The 20,174-nt window shown below is 48.6% G+C and carries 30 protein-coding genes and 1 pseudogene; 24 read left to right on the top strand and 7 right to left on the bottom strand.

Going from position 1 to position 20,174, the window contains the following annotated elements; translation table 11 throughout:
• Positions 1-13 precede the first annotated feature (13 nt).
• Positions 14-424, top strand: coding sequence for a hypothetical protein (locus KNP77_RS09865; RefSeq protein ID WP_214890490.1), 411 nt, complete (start codon positions 14-16; stop codon positions 422-424).
• Positions 425-502: 78 nt separating this feature from the next.
• Positions 503-664, top strand: a pseudogene (locus KNP77_RS09860) (AsnC family transcriptional regulator); the annotation flags it as partial.
• A gap of 43 nt (positions 665-707) precedes the next feature.
• Here KNP77_RS09860 and KNP77_RS09855 read toward each other — a convergent pair.
• On the bottom strand, positions 708-1,148 hold the full coding sequence (locus KNP77_RS09855) for a DUF4279 domain-containing protein (protein ID WP_214890488.1): 441 nt from the start codon (positions 1,146-1,148) through the stop codon (positions 708-710).
• A 72-nt stretch (positions 1,149-1,220) separates the two neighbouring features.
• Here KNP77_RS09855 and KNP77_RS09850 point away from each other — a divergent pair, with 72 nt between their 5' ends.
• On the top strand, positions 1,221-1,688 hold the full coding sequence (locus tag KNP77_RS09850; RefSeq protein WP_214890485.1) for a hypothetical protein: 468 nt from the start codon (positions 1,221-1,223) through the stop codon (positions 1,686-1,688).
• A 67-nt stretch (positions 1,689-1,755) separates the two neighbouring features.
• Here KNP77_RS09850 and KNP77_RS09845 read toward each other — a convergent pair whose 3' ends face one another.
• Positions 1,756-1,983, bottom strand: coding sequence for a hypothetical protein (locus KNP77_RS09845; protein ID WP_214890482.1), 228 nt, complete (start codon positions 1,981-1,983; stop codon positions 1,756-1,758).
• Between the two features lie 689 nt (positions 1,984-2,672).
• Here KNP77_RS09845 and KNP77_RS09840 point away from each other — a divergent pair.
• Positions 2,673-3,713: a flavin monoamine oxidase family protein gene (locus KNP77_RS09840; RefSeq protein WP_214890480.1), complete on the top strand. Its 1,041-nt coding sequence runs from the start codon at positions 2,673-2,675 to the stop codon at positions 3,711-3,713.
• Positions 3,714-3,754: 41 nt separating this feature from the next.
• Here KNP77_RS09840 and KNP77_RS09835 read toward each other — a convergent pair whose 3' ends face one another.
• Positions 3,755-4,186 (bottom strand): MarR family winged helix-turn-helix transcriptional regulator, encoded by a 432-nt coding sequence (locus KNP77_RS09835; RefSeq protein WP_251139020.1) that lies wholly within the window; start codon positions 4,184-4,186, stop codon positions 3,755-3,757.
• A 14-nt stretch (positions 4,187-4,200) separates the two neighbouring features.
• Positions 4,201-5,406: an MFS transporter gene (locus tag KNP77_RS09830; RefSeq protein WP_214890476.1), complete on the bottom strand. Its 1,206-nt coding sequence runs from the start codon at positions 5,404-5,406 to the stop codon at positions 4,201-4,203.
• A 150-nt stretch (positions 5,407-5,556) separates the two neighbouring features.
• Between KNP77_RS09830 and KNP77_RS09825 the strand changes: the two genes are divergently transcribed.
• From KNP77_RS09825 to KNP77_RS09800, 6 genes are all read left to right on the top strand, one after another.
• A complete protein-coding gene (locus tag KNP77_RS09825; RefSeq protein ID WP_214890474.1) occupies positions 5,557-6,024 on the top strand; it encodes a hypothetical protein in 468 nt (155 codons plus the stop codon).
• 37 nt (positions 6,025-6,061) lie between these two features.
• Complete coding sequence (locus KNP77_RS09820; protein ID WP_214890472.1) at positions 6,062-6,511, top strand: hypothetical protein; 450 nt, start codon at positions 6,062-6,064, stop codon at positions 6,509-6,511.
• 9 nt (positions 6,512-6,520) lie between these two features.
• Positions 6,521-6,982, top strand: a complete 462-nt coding sequence (locus KNP77_RS09815; protein WP_214890469.1) for a hypothetical protein — start codon at positions 6,521-6,523, stop codon at positions 6,980-6,982.
• 11 nt (positions 6,983-6,993) lie between these two features.
• On the top strand, positions 6,994-7,476 hold the full coding sequence (locus KNP77_RS09810; protein WP_214890467.1) for a hypothetical protein: 483 nt from the start codon (positions 6,994-6,996) through the stop codon (positions 7,474-7,476).
• Between the two features lie 17 nt (positions 7,477-7,493).
• Positions 7,494-7,949, top strand: coding sequence for a hypothetical protein (locus tag KNP77_RS09805; protein WP_214890465.1), 456 nt, complete (start codon positions 7,494-7,496; stop codon positions 7,947-7,949).
• 115 nt (positions 7,950-8,064) lie between these two features.
• Complete coding sequence (locus KNP77_RS09800; protein WP_214890463.1) at positions 8,065-8,412, top strand: DUF3139 domain-containing protein; 348 nt, start codon at positions 8,065-8,067, stop codon at positions 8,410-8,412.
• Positions 8,413-8,444: 32 nt separating this feature from the next.
• On the opposite strand, the gene KNP77_RS09795 is transcribed toward KNP77_RS09800, so the two are convergent.
• The gene (locus KNP77_RS09795) at positions 8,445-8,873 is read right to left on the bottom strand and encodes a hypothetical protein (protein WP_214890461.1); all 429 of its coding nucleotides are present in this window, start codon (positions 8,871-8,873) and stop codon (positions 8,445-8,447) included.
• Between the two features lie 289 nt (positions 8,874-9,162).
• Between KNP77_RS09795 and KNP77_RS09790 the strand changes: the two genes are divergently transcribed.
• The 11 genes from KNP77_RS09790 (at position 9,163) to KNP77_RS09740 (ending at position 15,834) form a co-directional block, all read left to right on the top strand.
• On the top strand, positions 9,163-9,651 hold the full coding sequence (locus KNP77_RS09790; protein ID WP_214890459.1) for a hypothetical protein: 489 nt from the start codon (positions 9,163-9,165) through the stop codon (positions 9,649-9,651).
• 115 nt (positions 9,652-9,766) lie between these two features.
• Positions 9,767-10,705 carry a DMT family transporter gene (locus KNP77_RS09785; protein WP_131470309.1) on the top strand — a complete coding sequence of 313 codons (939 nt, stop codon included), beginning with the start codon at positions 9,767-9,769 and terminating at the stop codon, positions 10,703-10,705.
• A gap of 19 nt (positions 10,706-10,724) precedes the next feature.
• Positions 10,725-11,150: a DMT family transporter gene (locus KNP77_RS09780; RefSeq protein WP_214890458.1), complete on the top strand. Its 426-nt coding sequence runs from the start codon at positions 10,725-10,727 to the stop codon at positions 11,148-11,150.
• Positions 11,151-11,161: 11 nt separating this feature from the next.
• Positions 11,162-11,821 (top strand): Crp/Fnr family transcriptional regulator, encoded by a 660-nt coding sequence (locus KNP77_RS09775; protein WP_214890456.1) that lies wholly within the window; start codon positions 11,162-11,164, stop codon positions 11,819-11,821.
• Between the two features lie 12 nt (positions 11,822-11,833).
• Positions 11,834-12,286: a DMT family transporter gene (locus KNP77_RS09770; RefSeq protein WP_214890453.1), complete on the top strand. Its 453-nt coding sequence runs from the start codon at positions 11,834-11,836 to the stop codon at positions 12,284-12,286.
• Positions 12,287-12,592: 306 nt separating this feature from the next.
• Positions 12,593-13,090, top strand: coding sequence for a hypothetical protein (locus KNP77_RS09765; RefSeq protein WP_214890449.1), 498 nt, complete (start codon positions 12,593-12,595; stop codon positions 13,088-13,090).
• Positions 13,075-13,572 (top strand): hypothetical protein, encoded by a 498-nt coding sequence (locus KNP77_RS09760; protein WP_214890447.1) that lies wholly within the window; start codon positions 13,075-13,077, stop codon positions 13,570-13,572. Before KNP77_RS09765 ends, KNP77_RS09760 begins: the two co-directional genes overlap by 16 nt.
• Positions 13,569-14,378 carry an SMI1/KNR4 family protein gene (locus KNP77_RS09755; protein WP_214890444.1) on the top strand — a complete coding sequence of 270 codons (810 nt, stop codon included), beginning with the start codon at positions 13,569-13,571 and terminating at the stop codon, positions 14,376-14,378. The genes KNP77_RS09760 and KNP77_RS09755 overlap by 4 nt, the downstream gene beginning before the upstream one ends.
• A 67-nt stretch (positions 14,379-14,445) precedes the next feature.
• Positions 14,446-14,925 (top strand): hypothetical protein, encoded by a 480-nt coding sequence (locus KNP77_RS09750; RefSeq protein WP_214890440.1) that lies wholly within the window; start codon positions 14,446-14,448, stop codon positions 14,923-14,925.
• Positions 14,926-14,938: 13 nt separating this feature from the next.
• Positions 14,939-15,424 (top strand): hypothetical protein, encoded by a 486-nt coding sequence (locus KNP77_RS09745; protein WP_131470302.1) that lies wholly within the window; start codon positions 14,939-14,941, stop codon positions 15,422-15,424.
• A gap of 20 nt (positions 15,425-15,444) precedes the next feature.
• Entirely contained in the window at positions 15,445-15,834 is a 390-nt protein-coding gene (locus tag KNP77_RS09740; protein ID WP_214890437.1) for a hypothetical protein, read from the top strand.
• Between the two features lie 245 nt (positions 15,835-16,079).
• Here the strand turns inward: KNP77_RS09740 and KNP77_RS09735 are convergent, their stop codons facing one another.
• Together KNP77_RS09735 and KNP77_RS09730 are read right to left on the bottom strand one after the other, a co-directional pair.
• The gene (locus KNP77_RS09735) at positions 16,080-16,808 is read right to left on the bottom strand and encodes an ATP-binding cassette domain-containing protein (protein ID WP_214890435.1); all 729 of its coding nucleotides are present in this window, start codon (positions 16,806-16,808) and stop codon (positions 16,080-16,082) included.
• A gap of 9 nt (positions 16,809-16,817) precedes the next feature.
• Positions 16,818-17,543, bottom strand: a complete 726-nt coding sequence (locus KNP77_RS09730; RefSeq protein WP_070329057.1) for a hypothetical protein — start codon at positions 17,541-17,543, stop codon at positions 16,818-16,820.
• A gap of 144 nt (positions 17,544-17,687) precedes the next feature.
• Between KNP77_RS09730 and KNP77_RS09725 the strand changes: the two genes are divergently transcribed.
• Genes KNP77_RS09725 through KNP77_RS09715 form a run of 3 tightly spaced genes read left to right on the top strand, consistent with a single transcriptional unit; the run spans position 17,688 to position 20,157 of the window.
• Positions 17,688-18,329, top strand: coding sequence for an efflux RND transporter periplasmic adaptor subunit (locus KNP77_RS09725; protein WP_071398966.1), 642 nt, complete (start codon positions 17,688-17,690; stop codon positions 18,327-18,329).
• Positions 18,326-19,009, top strand: coding sequence for an ABC transporter ATP-binding protein (locus KNP77_RS09720; RefSeq protein ID WP_131458961.1), 684 nt, complete (start codon positions 18,326-18,328; stop codon positions 19,007-19,009). Before KNP77_RS09725 ends, KNP77_RS09720 begins: the two co-directional genes overlap by 4 nt.
• Entirely contained in the window at positions 19,006-20,157 is a 1,152-nt protein-coding gene (locus tag KNP77_RS09715) for an ABC transporter permease (RefSeq protein ID WP_251139019.1), read from the top strand. The genes KNP77_RS09720 and KNP77_RS09715 overlap by 4 nt, the downstream gene beginning before the upstream one ends.
• Positions 20,158-20,174: the final 17 nt, after the last annotated feature.

The raw sequence follows: 20,174 nt of genomic DNA, 5'->3' as shown, positions 1-20,174 counted from the left end.
TGGGGAGCTCGTAATGAATATCCCATCCGATCAATTTATGATTCCTTGCCATTTAATCGGAAAGAATTTCTCACCTCGCGTCGCATCAGAAAAAACAGGCATTCAATTTTATACCCAGACCGAAGTCGGGGAGGTGGAGCGCATAGGAAAACGGATTGCTACGCACGGCGATGCGTCGTTTGAACCACCACTGGAATTTCAACAAATGGAAAATCCGTATATAGGTCTCTTTTGGATGGTGGACACTCTTACGGAACATATCGATACCCTTCGTTCTTGTGGAGCCGATAATATCTATATAGATTTAGGTGTCGTCTATCACGTTGATGTGAAACTAGAGTTTGAACCAGATTTCTTAATGAAACTTGCGAACTTAAAGATTCCATTTTTAATTAGTGGCTATAAAGAAGAAACTGGTGAATAACGTTACAGTAACTATTTTGATGAGACGGTATTAACATCAAGAAAAAAGCAGTACGGCCCGTTACAAGGCCTGTACTGCTTTCGTCTGAATCGTCTCGCCGGACAATACAGCTACTTGGTCAAAGTCGTGACGGAGAACGTACGCACGCTCGAGACGTTCATCGATGAATCGATGGCATACGGGCAGCCGTCATCGCTCATCAATTTGTCGTCGCCGGTTCCGTTTAAAGCGGTTGAATAAAGGCGGAAACGGTTCGAATTTGATCGTCATAAGTTTCATGTACTCAGTCTTTGAAATCGGGGTCCTCTTCATACGGATTCGCATATAAGTCGATATCGAACTCGGCACGGATCCGATGGACGAATTGTATCGTCTCCAAATCAAAGCCGAGCGCTGGTGTTTGTCCTTCTTCCATCACGATCACAATGATGAATCGCGCTTGCATATCGTCATACGTGGCATAGATGGCATCTAAAATTGTTTCTTTGCCACGAAGTTGCATAATGATGTGTTGAAGCTGCTCGTTCACATCAAATGAAGGTTGATAGCCTGTACCAAGTGACCACGATGTATATTCGTTAGGATGAGACGAATGTTTACTGTTCTCTCCTCGTTTGAATGTTTCTGTAGGAATTATGCCGAGCCGATTCGTCACATCTTCGATTGAGAAATCGTCGGCTAACAGTCGGAAGTAGACCAAGATTTCAGTTTGTGCAGGACTCATGAACACCCTCTTTTCTTTGCATGACAATCAATTTGAATATAAACGAAGTAATCGTAAGAAAGGAAACCTAATATGACGAAACGTGAACGATTTGAACAAATGCATCACTCAGGAAAGCGCTCGACACGACAGGCGGCTATTTTGTTTTCCTTGGTCTCGGTCGTTGGAGCGATCTTATTGATGACCGGGGAACGGCAACTTGCTGAACTCATTTGGTTTGTGCTCCTGGTGCCCTCCATCTTTCTTGTTAAGATTTGGGCGCGGACGAGCACATTACTGCGGTTCAACTCGTCCTCTGCGTATAAGCGATTAGTTCGCCTTGAGTTTGGGGTGGCCATGGGCCTTATTGCAATCTATTGCCTGTTGATGCTGACAACGCTATTAAATCCGGAGCAGGTTGGTTTGAGCGTTGTTGCAGCAGGACTCTACGTGATTGGATGGATTGTATCTTCTAAGATTGACCAAAGGCTTGCCAACATCGACCCAGAGCACGTCACGCATAAAGTGTATGAACGAGGAAAAGTCGGTTTCTTTAACTGATTGAAACGATGAAAAAGGGAGTAGCGCGCGCTACTCCCTTTCGTCTATCTCCCGAATGACGTCGACCTCAGGTATGCATTTCTAGTTTTTCTTCGATTCGGTTGAGGCGTTCCATTAACACGTTAAATTGAGCTTCCTGAAGCAAGGCCGCTTGGCGTTCGGCTTCAAGGCGTTCAATAGCACGTTTTTCTTGCCGCTGCGTATATCGAATAATCGCTATGACAAATATGAGAATTAATAAGATTGGTAAGAAAGACATAAATAAACTTAGAAATGAGAGGATTGCGAGTTCCATAGTCTTTTCTCCTTTTTGTCACGTATCTTTTTTGTTCAAGGTGTTCCATTTTCGGCTACATAGTCTTCAAAATGAAATTCGACATGAAGCATTCCTACCAAAACGTATAGCTGAATCAATGACTTAAGCAAAAAGGGAATATAGATGATTTCAAAAAACAATAAGCCCTCAAATAAGAACATACATAGAAGGATAAGAAGAAAAATGAACGTTTTACCTCTTTTGAATCGAGAAAACAGGCGAATGCCTACAAGAAATGGATAAAGTAGCGTCTTGATTGTATTGGACATGTTGGTAAATCTTTTCTTAGACATTACCGCTCATGAAGCGGAACATATCCTGGCTTGGTACGTCGCCGTCTGACGTCTGAATCGAAATAATGAAACGGTGTATACATTCCTATTGGGACATAGTACGAAGCAAATATCTTCAAGTAGAGTGGTAGTGGAAGCAAGTCAGCCAATATTAAAACCATCAACGGGGTCACAATAATAAATAGTGCAAATGTCATCGTCAATTCAGTTTTGATAAACCGATACAATAAACGCATCAACCAGATGAACGGGAAATAGAGATAATAAAACAAACGCTGCACTTGAACCTTCCTTTCCCGAGCGGTTCGCTCAGATGATGTAGATAAGTCTTTTTCAGTATAATGGGAACACCACACATAAAGAAGGAGTATTTCAATGAATCGTTCCATCGCTATTATCGGAGCGGGTGTCAGTGGACTGTACGCTGCCTCGCTCCTCACCGAGAAAGGCTATGATGTCACCGTGTTCGAGGCGCGTGACCGTATCGGGGGACGGGTGTTGAGCCAAGACGGGTTCGACCTCGGCCCGACCTGGTATTGGCCGGACACCGAGAAGACGGTCACACAACTCGTCGAACGCCTCGGACTTAGGGCGTTCCCACAATACGCAATCGGTGACTTGATGCTCGAACGACAAGCTGGCGTCATCGAGCGTCATACGTTGCCACCCGAACAGACCGTTCTATCGATGCGACTTGAGGGCGGCATGGCGACACTGACGACAGCGCTCGCTGCCACACTTCCAGAAGGAACAATCCAGCTTGAGACGACTGTCATGTCGATTCACCAAACAGAAGACGGGGTATCGGTCACGGTCGAAGCAGGACCGTCAAAAACGTTCCAACACGTCATGTTAGCGATCCCGCCTCGACTCGTCTCACGCATTTCGTTTCAACCGGAATTGTCTGAAGCGACGAAGGCAAAGCTGTCGGCTACACCGACGTGGATGGCCGGGCAGGCGAAAGTGCTCGCCGTATACGACCGTCCGTTTTGGCGAGATGCCGGCTTATCGGGCCTCGGTATGAGTTGGTCCGGGGTGTTGCAGGAGATTCATGACGCTTCACAGCCGGTCGGACTTGCCGCATTATTTGGCTTCTTCCGTTTATCCGCCGCTGAGCGGGCTAAACTAGACCGGGACGAGCTCAACCGTCTCGTCGTCGAGCAACTCGTCCGACTGTTCGGGGAAGAAGGGCGCGAGCCGCGTGACGTCTTGTATATGGATTGGTCGAGTGATCGTGACACGGCAAACTCGCGAGATGCCCAGCCGTTAACCGACTTCCCTGTCTATCAGCCGATCGCGCTCGACCCAGCTTGGGCAGGACGTCTCTCACTCGCTGGGACAGAGACGGACTCCTTGTTCGGCGGTCATATCGAAGGTGCGCTCCGTTCTGCCATCCGGGTCGTCGAGCAATTCTAACCAAAAATGCGTATCCTCCCAAGTCGGGACGATACGCATTTTTATTTGAACTTCTGAATCATCAACGCGAGTGCGCGATTGATCATCTTCATCTCGTCATCCTCGAGCACGGAGAACATCTCTTCGGCGAGCTGTTCTTCAATCCGGTCGACTTGTTTCGAGTAGTCGAGGCCGACCGGACCGAGCCGGATGAAGCTCTCACGCAAGTTGTCCGGATTTTTCTCTTTTTGGACGAACTGGCGTTGTTCGAGCACCTTGAGTACTTGGCTGACCGCACTTTTTGAGATATTCATCTTCGTCGCGATCTCGGTCGTCGTCCATGTGTCTTTTCGTTTGAAGAGCAGCAACATCTGTTCTTGCTGGTAACTCAGTTCAAACTCGTTCAAGTCGGTAAAGTATTTGGTGAACAGCAAGTCGAGCTCGTCGATTTGACGATACATCTCGATGACTTGTTGTTTGCGTGTGTCATTCAATGGTCGTTCTCCTTTCATCGCGTGTCACGGAACGTCTCGCTCCGTACGTATAACACGATACTGAATACTAAACCGATTATACCAAACGAGATGAGTAACGTTTGAATCGGAACGGATAACGCGACCAGAATCGACAGAATGGCGAACGCGATCGGCTCTAGGCCAGATGCGGCGAGTGCCATGATGCTCATGACGCGACCGATTTTGTCTTGGTCGCTATGCTCTTGCATGAGTGTGACTGCCGGCAAGTAGACGAGCATCAACATGAAGCCGCTCATGGCCGCTGCGAAAGCGAGCATCGGGATGGACTCGGCTTGCGTGTAGAAGAGAAATGCGACAATCGTCAAAAACAAGGCGCGGAAGACGAAGCGGCCGCGGTGGACCGACCGCAGCAACAAGACGAGAAAACTTGCGACGAACGTCCCGACGGCGAGCCCACCTTCAATCAAACTCAAGTCGAACGCCGTGCCACCGCGTTCGCCGACGAGGATCGGGATGCTCATGATGAGCGGTCCCATAATGAACAAGTTGACGATTGCAATCGAGAACGTACCGCTTCGCAAAATCGGTGTCTTCGAGACGTAGCGGATTCCTTCTTTCAAATCAAAGAAGACGTGCTTGAGCGACATCGTCTGTGCCGCTGGAATATGGTCTCGAATCAGCCGCGGCATCATCAAGAAAGCAGAGATAAAGATGAGAGAAGCCGCCATACTAAAGCTAAGACCGAAGCCGCCCCACGTCAACAGAAGACCGGCTAAAAATGGACCGATTACGAACATGAGCTCGAGCGACCCTTGGAATAACGAGTTAGCGCGTTGGAGCTCGTGTTTTTTGACGAGAGACGGGATGAGTGAAGACAGCGCCGGATACGACATGCCGTCCAATAGTCCGAACGCGATCGAGATAAGGATTAAGACGATCACGGAATAAGCGTCGGCCAAGTGCAGCGCGACGACGACAAGCATCAAGACACCTTGTCCGAGGTTCGTCAAAAATAAGAGACGACTCTTTTGATAGCGGTCGGCGAAGACGCCGCCGAACACCATCATGATCACGCGCGGCAACGAAACGGCCGTCATGATGATTCCGAGCAGGGCCGGTTGTTTCAACACATCGATTGTGAGCCACGACATGCTCAAAAAGAAGATGGAAAAGCCGAGCGTCAGCGTCATGCCGGACAGCCAAGTGAAAATGAAACGGGAATTGTGTAGCAAGTTCATAAGGAGACCTCATTTTTAAATAAAGTTAAGTTAACTAAACTATAAGACGGGATTTGAATCTGGTCAAGCAAACCGGACCGACAAGAAAAATGTAAAAATACGGAACTTTTTGAGACGGAGAAACGTATAATTACAGAAGAGGTGAACGATATGAGTAAACAAGAACGATTACGCAAAGTAAAAACGATGAATCCAAAATGGTTAGTATTACGACTTTTCTTTGCGCTTCCCACTGGTGTACTTGTATTTTACTTTTTACAGACAGAGGCGAATCCCTGGCTAATGGGAGGGATGCTCCTAGCACTGACGATTGCGGCATATGTTTTATTCTCAAGAGAATCAGGCTTTGTTAAAAGCCTTACACCGAATGAGCAAGCTAAAAAGGTAGTTGGCATCCAATACAAGCTCGACTATTTGTTCGCCTTCATCATGGCTGTGATTTTCCCGCTTATGATGCGATTCAGTATGTTGACACTCAGTCCATTCATTTTGTTTATGGGTAGCGCCATCTTGATTTTGTTTACTCAATTTAAACTTGATCAACAGCTAGAATGGATAGATGATGAGCAGCCGACCCGTCGAGAGATTCAACGAACGCGATTTAGATTTAGCACGTGATTAGTATGTATATAGATAACAACTAAAGGAGTATCTTATGGACAAACATGAGCGTTTGAAAAAAATGAAGCAAGAAAACCGGAAGTGGTTCTTTCTCCGTGTATCCTTTGCGATTCCCGGCGGTATATTGGTCTTTTTGTTGTTACAAACAAATACGCAAGAGTTACTTTACGGCGGCCTGCTCGTCTTAACGACATTCCTGTACGGATCTGTCCTTCAACGTGAGTATCGATTCATGAGCAGTTTCACGGAACGTACCCGTGCGAAACGTTTTATATCGATGCAATATGCGCTTGATTATGTGTTAATCCTCTTCGTCGGGCTCGTATTTCCGTGGCTTTTGAAATTAGAGGCGGTTAGTTGGTTGCCATTCATCGGATTTACAGTCGGTATTTTCATTCTCTCGGTTTCAGAACGGGCATTTGATGAAAAAGTGAGACAAAGCGACCCAGAGCAGCCGATGCGGCGTGAAGTGAGAGGGTGGTGAGGTGAATAGATGACAAAACAAGAGCGCATCAACGTCATCTATAAATCGAACGTGAAAATGGCATTGCTTCAAGGCCTCATCACGTTTCCGATGTCGTTTTTTACCGTCGGGCTGATTCGTTCAGATTCATGGAACGGTTGGTACGTGACGGGGGTGTTCGTTTGCTTGTTATTGCTTGGCGGAAGCTTTTTCAAGGCGAATCGGGTCGAGGCCAAGTTGACCGAGCGAGAGGATGCTAAAATCATCATCGCTCGTCGGAACGGATCTCTATTTACGCTGTTTGTCATATTCATTTTATCATTTGCGCTGACAATTAAACTCGGATGGATGTACGCCTGGATTTTAGGTGTGGCGGTTGGTGTACTATACGGCGGCTACCGCCTGATTCGAAAACAAGACGAGCGATTGAGCGACATCGATCCGGAGCATCCGATGCTTAAAGAGATTCGACTCGACAACGTTAGAGACTAAGGAGGAGACAGATGGACCGTGAAGCAAGATTACAGAAACTCGTACCAATCGAAAAAACATATCGGCGCATGATGTTTACGAGTAGTGTGTTGATTTTCGGGGCAGCGCTTTACTTTCTGATGAATCCGATTTATTCGGGAGTCATCGCGGTAGTCAGTTTAGTCCCGACTGTGTTCCTCGAATGGAGAAAGACGCGTACATATCTTCAATTCAATGACGAGCCGATGTATAGGCGTCTCATTCGACTGAATTTTTCGATGCTCTGCTTCACGTTCGTCTTATTGTTCGGTCTTGTCGCCTTGTTTTTGACGGGCCACATGAACCGTGAAGGGCTCATGTGGGCAATGGTGATCGGGGCACCGCCGTCTGTGTTATGGCCATTTTGGGTTGACCGGAAGCTGCTTCAACTCGACCCTGAACATGTTACTTCCAGTATGTTAGCAAAAGCCAATCGCGAGCAACTGAAGCGCCGTCTTGACGGAATCAATGATTAGAAAAGGAATGAAATGGTATGACGAAACAAGAACGGATTCATCAAATGAACATGTATCGTGAACATCATAAACGGTCGCGTGAGGCATGGTTTGCCCCTTTCCCAGCGCTCTTGTTTTTCGCGTTGCTCGCTGAACAAACATGGTGGTTATGGACCGGATTGATGATTGTATCAGCAGTTGGATTAGTGAGGATGTTGTGGAAAGAGGGCAAGGTGTTCGCACAGCTTTCAAAGCAACCAGATGCACAACGTCTGGCATTTGGTATGTATCGCGTTCTTGTCGGGTGGTATGTATTCATCATCGCAAGTGTCTTGAGTTACAAACTCATGGCTCCTTGGTGGCTATGGATGATGCTCGTCGCTTGTGCGCTGTTATTGACATATTTGTACAAGCGTTATAGTGCGGCAGTGTGTCGATTCGATGCGTCGCAACCGCTTCGGACAGAGCTTGCGACAAGTAGGGGATTGCGATAAGGTGTTTCCCGAAGCAAGCACTTTTTGACAGATGGCTCTAATAAGTCTTCACTTAAAAAGTGTCAGGGTGTTCCACATGTGACGGACATAAAATCAAAATCGATAGGGGCGAATCATGAAAAAAAGAACGTTTTATACGTTTACTATGCTTTTAGTCTTAACCGCCACGGTGACGGGGGCTTTGACATACAAGCATAGTCACTATGACGAGAAGCAAGAGTTTTCTAAAACCATCGATACCTACCTAAGAGAAAGCAATTATCAGCAACAAATTTTAACAAGAGAGATCATGAGGGACTCCGAGACGGGAGAATATTTTGCTGAAGTGATTTTTAAAGACGAGCCTGATAACACGTACGAAATATACGAGATAGGAAAAGGTAATTTCAAAGTGTATGGCTATAAAAATGGTGTCGAAATAATCAATCGAAACGAAGCTAAATATATCACGTATCAGGAGTGATTTACATTTTTTTGAAAAGTGTTACGTTGGTTTTAATCCAGTCTAGGTATGACGAACAGTCGTCTTTTTTCATTAAAGTCTAGGACTTGCTCAAACTCTTTACCGTTTTCTAGCCACTTGATATGTAACGTATATGTAGCATCCTTTTTAGGTTTCTCGCCTAAGTAAATAAACTCGGTTTGATTCAAGGTGTTTAAATCAACATACTCTGCAGGAGACCATACTAAATCGCCTGTTAAAATGTCTCCGTCTTGATAAAAAACAAGAGATGTCATCTTCCCCTCTACATTCTTCCAGTAGAGGTCACCTTTCCATGTACCTTTTGCAGAGTGCCCGACATTGTACTCGGCTTTCCAATGCCCGTCATCAGAGGTCGCCTCGAGTTTAGGAGGTAACGAAACTGATACACCAATCCATACGATTACGATGAAACCTAAAATGAGAAAAGTTAATTTTTTCATAATTGCCCACATCCTTTAACATCTATTTATATATAAAATTTAACCATAGTTTTCTAAAATGATACAATACCGCTGTAGACTGATTTGACTAAATATAAAAATCGAGTCATTTTGTGCTATTTTACGAAAAAACAAATTATGCTCATTCATATGGTTTGCGCACTTATCTGCTTCCGAGAAAATGGACTTAGTACTGATGTTAAGCAAGATGAGCGACATAACAATAGCTCAAACAGATAGATTTAGATCAACCGACACGAAAAATTATGAATTTTATGAGAGGTGTCCTATGACCGGTTTGACAAAACAAGAACGCATTAACCAGCTGCTCGCACAAGACGATACCCATTGGTTTGTGCGGTGGTGGATTTGGATGGCCGGGCTCGTCGCCACGGTCGTCGTCGGCTATATGGCACCGGCGTGGCTCCCGTTTGTCCTGTTCGTCTCCTATTTCCCGTATTTGTGCTTGGAGTGGCGTAAGACGAAGCTCTTGCTCACGTTCAACGAAAGTCGTCGCTACAAGCGATGGGTCTACATGGGCTTCGTGTTCGAATGGATCGGATTCGTCGCGATTTTGAGCCTGTTCGCTTTCTATCATGCAGGTGTTGTTTCGATTCAAGTTCTGCTGGCACTCATTGTCAGTTTGATTGTTTTCAGTATCCTCACCCCACGCTGGCTCGATCGATTCATCTTGATGTTCGATGACGACCATGTCACCGCGAAAGTGTTGAGCAAAGCAAAAGAACAACGAAATACCGAACATAAGACGAGTTCCTAATCAAACGGGACTCGTCTTTTTATGATTCAGGACATCGGTCCTTTATACTTTAGATGAGTGAGATGTACATTGAGATAATCACTTGCACTACATCATAGAATCGAGGAAATGAAATATGTTAGCCATTATTATTGGACTCGTGATCGGCATCTTACTACCGATACAGACGAGCGTGAACTCGCGTCTGCGTTCGATCGTCGGGTCACCGTTTGTCGCTTCGTTCCTATCATTCGCGGTCGGGACGACCTTTTTATCGCTCATCCTTCTTGTCTCTGGACAAGGATTCGGGTTCGACTCGTCAATCTTTCAGCAACAGCCGATCTGGATGTGGTCGGGCGGCTTGTTAGGGGTCATCTTTTTAACGGGGAACATCCTCTTGTTCCCACGGCTCGGCAGCGTCCAGACGGTCATCATGCCGATCTTTGGACAGATTGTGATGGGGCTGTTAATCGATCACTTCGGTTGGTTCAATTCGACCGTGAGCGTCCTCACACCGTGGCGCGTGTTTGGGGCCTTGCTTGTTTTACTAGGGGTCGTCGGGACGGTCGCACTCACAGACTGGATCAATCGTCGCCGTGGAAAATTTGTCATCGCGAACCGGGTGGAGACCGGTAACTTGAACGTCTGGCGTTTACTCGGAATCGGGACCGGGATGATGAGTGCGATGCAGACCGCCATCAACGGCTATTTAGGGACTGTGCTCGAGTCTGCGCTAAAAGGCGCGCTCGTCTCGTTCGTCGTCGGAATCGTCACACTTCTCCTCGTCTTACTCATCCTACGGCCGAGCGTCGAATGGCGCGGGCTATCGGGACAACCGTGGTGGATTTGGCTTGGTGGGATCATCGGCGCGCTCTTCATCGGCGGGAACGTCTTGATCGTCCCGATGGTCGGGACCGGCATCGCCGTCGTCATCGTCATTGTCGGATTATTATGCGGTAGTCTGCTGATCGACCGGTTCGGTTGGTTCGGTGCGGCCAAAAATCCAGTGACCGGGATTCAACTCGTCAGTTTGCTCGTCATGGTGCTCGGCATCATGATGATCCGTTTGTCATAACATATAAGGAGGGGATACGATGCGCGGAGTCTTGTTCGCCATCAGCGGCGGTTTCTTTTTAACGTTGCAAAGCGTCGCCAACGCACGAATCAGTTCACAGATCGGCACGTGGCAGGCCGCGACGCTGACGCAGATGACCGGCTTCATCGTGGCGCTGCTCATCATGCTGGCTGTGCGTGACCGGACGTATAAACAGATGCGACATGTGCACCCGCTCTATTTGTCGGGTGGCGCGTTCGCAGCCCTCATCTTGTTCAGCAACATGACAGCCGTCCATCAGCTCGGTGTCACGTTGACAATCTCCTTGTTTCTGATTGCGCAGCTCGCCCTCGCGCTCGTCATCGATTGGCGCGGCTGGTTCGGGATGGTACGCCGAGAGTTGAACGTGTCACAATTGCTCGGTGTCGCCATGATGGTCGCCGGCATCATTTTGTTGAAATGGTAGGAGGGGACCGGATGCTAGAACACTATTTGACGCAACTGGAGTTGCAGGTCTTGCCACAAGCGACACACGAACATTTCACGCTCGTCCGTTACGAGCCAGGTGCGACGATTTGCGCCCAAGGTGACGACGCGCACCACCTTCATTTTCTCGTCAAAGGCAAGATTCGCGTGGCGCATACGTCGGCAACGGGTAAACGCCTCGTACTGTCGTTCAAACGTCCGTTCGATTTGATCGGTGACATCGAATACGTGCGCCGGACTCCGTACTTAAATACGGTTGAGGCGGTCACGTCGGTCGAGATGCTCGTCATCCGGTTCGACGATTTAGCCCGGCACGCGGCGGACGATGTGGCGTGGCTCCATTACCTGCTAGAAGAGATTACGAGAAAGTTCGAGTTGAAGTCGCAGTCGATGAGTTTCAACTTGTTTTACCCGGTCGACGTCCGGCTCGCGAGCTACTTGTTGTCGATGACGCCGGACGAGCGTGCGCTCGGGTCGACGGTCGATGAGTTGACCGATATCGCCGACTTGATCGGGACGAGTTATCGTCACGTCAATCGGACGCTCAAACGCTTCGTCGAGCAAGGATTGATTGAACGGGATCGTCGGTCGATCGCAATCATCGATCGCGCCGGGTTGATCGCTGTCGCAGGGGAGAGTATTTATGAGTGAGGGGGAACGACAATGGCACTTGGAATGATGCTCGCGGTCATGGGCGGCATGCTCGTCTGTGTACAAAATACGTTCAACGCCAACGTGAAACAACGGGTCGGGGCATGGGCGACTACGACGCTCGTCCTCGCCCTCGGTTTTCTCGCCTCGTTACTCATCGGATTGATGAGTGAAGGGAGTGCCCTGTTTAATTTACGTGACATGGAGACGTGGTACTGGTTCAGCGGTATCATCGGTGTCGGTGTCGTCATGAGCGTGACGCAAAGCGTCCAGCAGCTCGGTCCGAGTTACGCCATCTCGATTGTCATGGTATCGCAAATCTTGTTCGCCTTGCTGTGGGATACGCTCGGCTGGTTTGGACTTGAGGCGATCCCGTTCACGTGGAAGACGGCGCTTGGCATCGTCTTGATCGTCGGCGGGGTGCTGTTGTTCCAGTTGAGTGGAAAGAAAGTGGCGGCACGCTAACAGGTAAAACAAGTAGGTTGATCTTCAGAATGATTTACGACAGTTCGTACAAGTTTGCCCGTGTTCCTGCCGTATCACGACGGTTTGGCAATGCGGGCATTTTGTCGTGTGAGAGCCGTTCGGTTGAATGAGTGAGCGTTCCTCGAACGATGACGGATATAAAGTATAGGAACGGGTCACAATAAAACCGACGACGCCGAGCAAGACGGCTAAAATGAGGATATCCATCGAAATCCCTTCTAATAATTGGTATGCTAGTTGTATATACGCGTCATGGATGGATTTGGTTTCAAAGGGGGAGATTGGATGATTACACGGAAAGAACGGACTGAAGAACTATATGGATTGGCTGAAAAGCAGTCTAGCATGGGCACGGCGCTTCGAATCGGTCTGATTGGTTTAGCCGCAGGACTATGGTTTTATGGGAATTTTTCGCTAACTCATAGTGCGATGTTTCTGTTTGTCACGACTATTGCGGTGCCGTTTAGCTATATGTCCTGGAGAAAGACGCGCACGCAGCTGTCGTTCAATGACAATCGTGCGTATCAAGGATTGATTCGAGTAAAAGGGATTGGGGACATCGCGATGTTATGGGGCATGTTCGGTTTAATGATAGGACATGAATTAAACTTCTTTGAACTATCGACGCTCAGCAGCGTACTTGCCAGCATATTGGTCGTCCATTTATTGGCTGCGACGTTGATCGACAAACGATTGCTCCGCATCGATGACGAGCACGTCGTCGACAGTCTGTTCGGGTTGACGAAGCGGGAGCAGATGAAACGGAAATGGGACGAGAAGTGATGGTCGAGCATACAAATCGCTTGCTTCAATTGGTGCGACTTGAACAAGTATCGATTCGTTTGTTTGGTCTGCTAGTCGCCGTCATCATCTTAAGCTCATTCTATCTTCATAGTCGGTATACGTTGACGAACGTTCAAGTGTTCGCGGCCTTTGTAGTCATTTACGCAGCACTGGTCTTATGGGGCTGGTTGCGGATGAAGCTATTGCTCCGCTTTAGTTCGGATAAGCTGTATCGCCGATATGTTCGAATCAACTTTTTATTCATCTTCATGACGGTAATCGGGCTCGCTATATTTGTTTGGGGCACAGTCATTCAAAACTTTCAAAACGTAACGTATTCATTGCTTGGTACGCTAATCGTTTTACCATTCCTATATTTTGAATGGTGGGTGAATGAGCGACTCAAAAAGATTGACCCAGAGCATGTGACGAATCAAGACATTCGCCAATACAGACGAATGAAGAAAGCAGGAGAACAATGATCATTTGGAACGATATACCGGACGACCCGAACCGGTTGCCCGTATTAACGGACGACGTATTGATTGAAGTGGAAGGGCACCTCGGGGTGAAACTGCCGGACGATTATCTCCAGGAGATTCGTATCCAAAACGGGGGATATGTCGAACAGCGCGATTTGCCGATTGTATGGAATGGACAAGATGACATCGCCCTCGTCGACTCAATTTCTGGGGTCGGGCGTCACAAAGGATTAATCGAATCGAGAGCCTTGTTGACGGAATGGGGTGTCGAGGATGACCGGTTAATCGCCTTCGCAGGCGACGGACACTTCTTTCTCGCATTCGATTACCGTGAAGGAGCGACGCCAAAGATTGCCTATATCGATACGGATACGGAAGAGATTGATGTCTTGTTCGACTCGTTCAGTCAATTTAGCGAAGCGCTCACGACGGTCGACATGGGAGTACATGCAGAAATGATTCCAGAACCGGTCGCTGAAGTGAAGCAGAGGCAGTCACTCTTGGACGATGCACGACGTCTGCTTTATAGCGAAGAACCGAAAGAGAAACTGCACGGTGCGGTTGTTTGGTTCAATGAAGTGGACTCGCTCGGAGCGAACGAACTCGTTCGTGAACTGTTAACATGGATGGATCACGAGCTGTTACGAGATACGGCGACAAGCGTCATTCAAGAAGTCATCATTCGACGGAAGCCTTTAAATCAACAACTGTTCGAAGCATTTTTTGAGACGCTCCACAGGCAAGACGACGCCTATAGTAAACAACGTTACGAAGAGACGATGTACATTCTCGACAACGATATTTGAGTCGAGTGAAACTATTTGCTATTCTCTTTCGTAAAAAAAGGTAATGAGATTTAATGAGGGGGATTTGATGGTTGACCATACGGTAAGACTTGAACGAATGATTGAAAATGACCAGAAGCGACAAAAACAGACGCTGTATCCGACATTCGGGTTCATTGCACTGTTCATCATTTATTTTATGACGACAGAGGTTTTGCTCTTGTTGCCAATCATCTTGGTCGGACAATTCCCGATGCTCTATAAAAGCTGGCACCGCATGAAGTTGTTGCTCACGTTCAACGACGATGCCCGTTATCAACAAAAAGTACGGTCCGAATTTGGTTTGGCCGTCGGGAATCTCGTGTTTCTCCTGCTATTGATTACGAGTTCGATGCTTGGATGGATCACATTGCTTACATTCATCATCGTCATTATTGTCGGACTCATCACGTTCATGACGTTGGGGTTCCGAATCGACCGTGAGTTGAAAACGATTGACCCAGAGCATGTGACAGGGACCGAACTCAGTAAAGCGCAACTCGAGCGCCGCACACGAAAGACATCATAATGGAGGATAAAATATGATTGAAAAGCAGGAACGACTGAAACGAATGGTCGAGAACGACCGCAACGTGAACCGGACGGCGCTTTTGCTCACGTTCGCGATTTTAGGGATCGCCTTTTACTTCATTTTCACGCAAGACATTAAAGTGGCGACGTTCGCCGTCATCATCATGGCGACCCAGTTGCCGAGTTTATATCGGGCCTGGCACCGGATGAACTTACTGCTCACCTTTAACGACGAGGCGCGCTATCAAAAGTTCGTCCGTCTCGAATTCGGCATCGTGCTCGCCAATGTCATCTTGCTGGGTATCTTTATCGCCATCGCCTGGTCGATTGAAGGCTCGCTCCTCGTCTTCGCGGGAATGCTTCTCGCCTTGTTCATCCCGTTCATTTTCTTATCGGTCTGGGTGAACCGGAAGCTTGAACTGATTGACCCGGAGCATGTGACGAACCATGAGTTGCGGACGGCGCATCGCGATGCGTCAAAGAATCGGTTCAATTAATCAAAGGGACGTGAAGACGCATGAGACGAAAACTAGTCTTTTTTCTGATTGTGTTTCTGCTATTTTTAAACGCATGTAGCGAGAATGGGCGCGAACTCGTTGTCGGGACGTATGTAGATGAGAGTACGATCGTTTATTCAGGTGACGTACTTAGCGACGAGACAGAGATTGCGCGATTCCTTGAGGTGATTGAAACGAGTCCACTGTCTGAGGAGGGAGTCGAAGGTCTTCCAGATTACGTCATCACCGTCAACAATTTGTCTGAATCGACGATGGAAGCGATGGTGAACGTTTGGGTCGGAGAAGACGATGAGATGCTTTTCACTCGAGGAATGGAAGGGACCGACGTGTTTGAAGTCGATTCGATGTACACATACGATGTGAACGAGATTCTTCAGATGAATCGGTAACGACGTCAAAGGAGATAAATAAATGCACCTCACAGATGGAATGTGGCAACTGATTAACATCGTTCTGACGTTTTGTGCAACGTGGATTGGTTTTATGGTTGTCTATCGCTGGATGGAAGACTAAAACCCAGCTTCTGATTCGTCAGAAGCTGGGTTTTCTTATGAAAACATACCGACTAAACAGCCACAAATGACCATGTCGATTTTATAGAACTTGAAGCGATGTCGTTCCCAAAACAAGTCATTCACGTTATCACCGCCACATCATCTTGAATGCCTTCGACCATCTTCACGAACGCTTCGTCGGGGTCGGTCGTCCCGGACGCGCGCAACCAGTCTTGGAAGTCTCCTTCATACAGGACACGACCTTTATGGAGGAAGATGACATGGGACTCGAGCTGGGATAAGTCATGCAGTTGGTGCGTCGAGATGAGGCACGTCCGACCGTCTTTTACGAGTCGCTGTAAATGGCGCATGATGTTGATGCGTGACGCCGGATCGACGCCGCTCGTCGGTTCGTCGAACAAGTAGAGCGATCGTTTGACCGAGGCGAGCAATGTCACGAATAGCCACTTGCGTTCTCCGACCGACATTTTGCCGAGCTTCATCTTCCACAGGTGCTCGAACAGCTCTTGTTCCCGGGCGGTCGTGAGTCCGTTGACATAAGTCGCTAGTCGCTTGAAGTCAGGCCGCTTTGTAAGTCGTCCGATGAAGTACGTGAGATCTTTTCCCGTTAATTCGTTGTGATACAAAATCTGTTGCGTTAAATACAGCATGTCAGACGATGGCACGAGTTGTAGCGAGGCCCGGTCGACTGGGAGCGTCCTTGTCATACAGTCAAACAACGTCGTCTTCCCGGCCCCGTTCAGGCCAATCAAGACGTTCAGTTTATTCGGATGTAGCGTGAATGAGACGTCGTCGAGCACGGGACGTGTTGCTTTCGGATAAAAGTAGGTCAAGTTTTGAATGTTCATCATTTCCTCCTAGCGTGTGACGGATGAGACGAGGTTGAAGCGATTCATCGCGAACAGGCCGACGATGACGTAACCGACAAGAGAGAGAATTGTCGTAATCAGGTTAAACGAGACGTCGACTTGCGTGACACCATGAACGACGGCAAGCGACAGTTGAAGTAGGGCATAAAACGGATTGGCATAACCGAACCAGACATCTGGCTGTTTGACGGCTAAAAGGAACAGCGGATAGGTGAGAATGTTCGCAAATTTCATCAAGCTCGATACTTTCACCGGCAGAAGCGTCAAGACGACACTTCCGAGCGCGAACGGGAAGCTGGCGAGTAATAGCAGGATTGGGCTCGCGAGCAAACCGAAAGTAAAATGACCGTGGACGAGCGTGACGACAACTGTGAAGAGTAGGAGACTGATTGCGGCAAACAAGAGCTGGGCCAATAAGATGGCCAACATGTATGTATATTTGTTGCCGGAGATCATGACGTACGTCTTCATGAGACCGTATTCGCGCATTCGTGCGAGTTCGAGCGCAATCCCGTTCAAATAAGTCGCCAAGATGATGTACACCCAAAAGTACGACAAATACGTGGCGTATTCAGCAGACGTCATCGTACCGATATTCGGTGGACTGTAAAGGAGGGCGACACCGAGCGGGAGTCCCATCGTTAAAAGAAATGGAACTTTATCCGTAAGGACGATTTTTGCGTACAGAAAGAAATAACTCGTGATTTGATGCATATATACCTCCGAGGTTGATGTGGATTAATTCGATATACGCATTTACTAGCATGATAGTTTCAATTATTTGTAAATTTATCCGTTCACACTTTGTTTATAACTTCTGTTTATCCTTGAGGTACAACCAAAAGGAGGAATTGACAGATGAACAAAAAACTGAAGTGGGGATTAGGTGGCGGTGCCCTGGCCATCGCGTTAGGAGCTGGCATTTTCTTGATGCCGCAATCGGTCGAATATAAGTCAGAGCAAGTGGCGACGGAGACGATTGAGAACGTCTATACGTTTGCCGGTCAGGTGACGACTGTCGGAGAAGATGCGACCGGACGACTGTTGATCGACGAGCGGGATTTAGGGAAAGTCGAGGAAGGTGATGCGCTGACGATCTATGCGAACGCATTGGACACTGAACTCGAAGGAACGGTCGAATCGATTGCCGATGAAGCGGAAGCATTGACGACTCCGGGCTCGTCAGCACGTTATGCGATGAACGTCACGTTGCCTGAAACGGACGGATTACGAAACGGGATGACGCTCGAAGGCTCGATTGTCGTCGAACGTGTCGAAGAAGCAGAGACGCTATCACTCGACAGCATCACGTTTGAAGAAGGCGACGCCTACGTGTACGTCGAGGGCACGGATGGTCCGGTGAAACGGCAAGTCGAGCTCGGCATCAGCGACGGCAGCCGCGTTGAGATTAAAGACGGATTAGACGAAGATAGCGTCCTCTTAATGGATGAGGCGACAGCTGGAGGCATTATGCCACCACAGATCGGAGGAGGACAATGAGCGCACTCATTGAAGTCACCGATTTGACGAAAGCGTACGGGGCGGGTGGAAACGAACAAATCGTGTTGAACGGGATCGATTTGACGGTTCACGACGGCGAGTTCGTCGCCATCCTCGGGCCGTCTGGTTCGGGGAAATCAACGCTTATGAACATTCTCGGTTGTCTGGACGGATACACGAGCGGTCGCTACAGCTTTGGCGACCGTGACGTGACCGGGTTATCCGAGACCGAATTGTCGGCGTTCCGCAATCAGCAGATCGGGTTCATCTTTCAACAGTTCAACTTACTGCCGCGATTGACGGCAAGCGAAAACGTCGAGTTACCGCTCATCTATCAACGGCTGTCGAAGTCGGAACGAAAAGACCGGACGCACCAGATGTTGACGCGTGTCGGGCTCGGCGATAAACAGAACCATTACCCGAATCAACTGTCGGGTGGGCAACAACAACGTGTCGCCATCGCTCGGGCGCTCGTGACAAATCCGTCTCTACTGCTCGCCGATGAGCCGACCGGGGCGCTCGATCAGACGAACGGACGTCAAATTCTGAACTTATTTCATGAATTGCATGCGGAAGGGAAGACGATCATCATGATCACACATGACCTCGACATCGCCAAAGAAGCGACGCGCATCGTCTACGTTCGGGATGGCCGTATCGAGAAGGAGGAACGACGATGATTCGAGAAAATATACGTATGGCTTGGCTGACGGTGATCAGTCATAAGATGCGCTCTTTCTTGACGATTCTTGGAATTGTCATCGGGACGGCGTCCATCATCACACTCATGACGGTCATCTCAGGTGTCACGTCCTCGATCAATGAAGAAGTCGCGACGTTCGGGGCGGACCGAATGAGTGTCCAAATCGAAGATGCGACGAAGAATGGCATCAGCGTAACCGAAGTGGAACGTCTCGAAGCGATTGACGGTGTCGAGTCGTTATCACCGACGACAAGTCATCAAGCGGACGTCTATTTGGGCGGTCAAACGACCGAACAGAGCGTCCTTGGGAAGAGTGACGCGTTCTTCTCAGATTCGACACTCGCTTCCAGGCGTGGCATCACGCCAGTGGACATCTCGGAGCGGACGCGCGTCGCCGTAATCGGCGATACGATTGTGAAGGAATCGTTCCCGACCACGTCGCCAATCGGTGAGACGATCACTATTGGCGGGATCCGTTACATCGTAGTCGGCACGCTCGCCCCGTCTTCAGAGTTTTCGATGTCGACGGACGAGACGATTGTCATTCCGGTGACGACCGCGCTTCACCAGTTTCATGTGAATACGATTTCGACGTTTGACCTGTACACGGAATCAGGACAATCTGAGACAGTAAGTGATGAATTGACGCAGCAGTTGACGACCGCATTTAACGGTCGGGACGCGTTTACCGTCACGAGCTTTGAAGACGCCCTCGCGTCAATCGACCAAATCAACTCCTTGCTCAGCATGCTGCTCATCGGCATCGCGTCCATCTCGCTACTCGTTGGCGGTATCGGCATCATGAACATGATGCTCGTCTCGGTGACGGAGCGGACGAGTGAAATCGGCTTACGAAAAGCATTAGGCGCGACACCGGCGAAAATTCGCCAGCAGTTCTTGTTTGAATCGGTGCTCTTGTCCGTCCTCGGTGGGTTGGTCGGTGTAGTGGTCGGCGCACTCCTTGCCTTCGGTTTGACCGTCGTCATGGGTGTCCCGTTCACGTTGGCTAGTTCGACCGTCGTTTTGGCACTCGGGTTTTCAGTCGTGATCGGTGTCATCTTTGGATATATCCCGGCCCGTAAGGCGTCCGCCTTGCAGCCGATTGAAGCGTTACGAAACGCATAAAGAAAGAAGGAATCTCG

The organism is Exiguobacterium sp. s142, from assembly GCF_018618455.1.
Taxonomy (GTDB): Bacteria; Bacillota; Bacilli; order Exiguobacteriales; family Exiguobacteriaceae; genus Exiguobacterium; species Exiguobacterium aurantiacum_A.
This window is presented reverse-complemented; position numbering and strand designations above follow the sequence as displayed.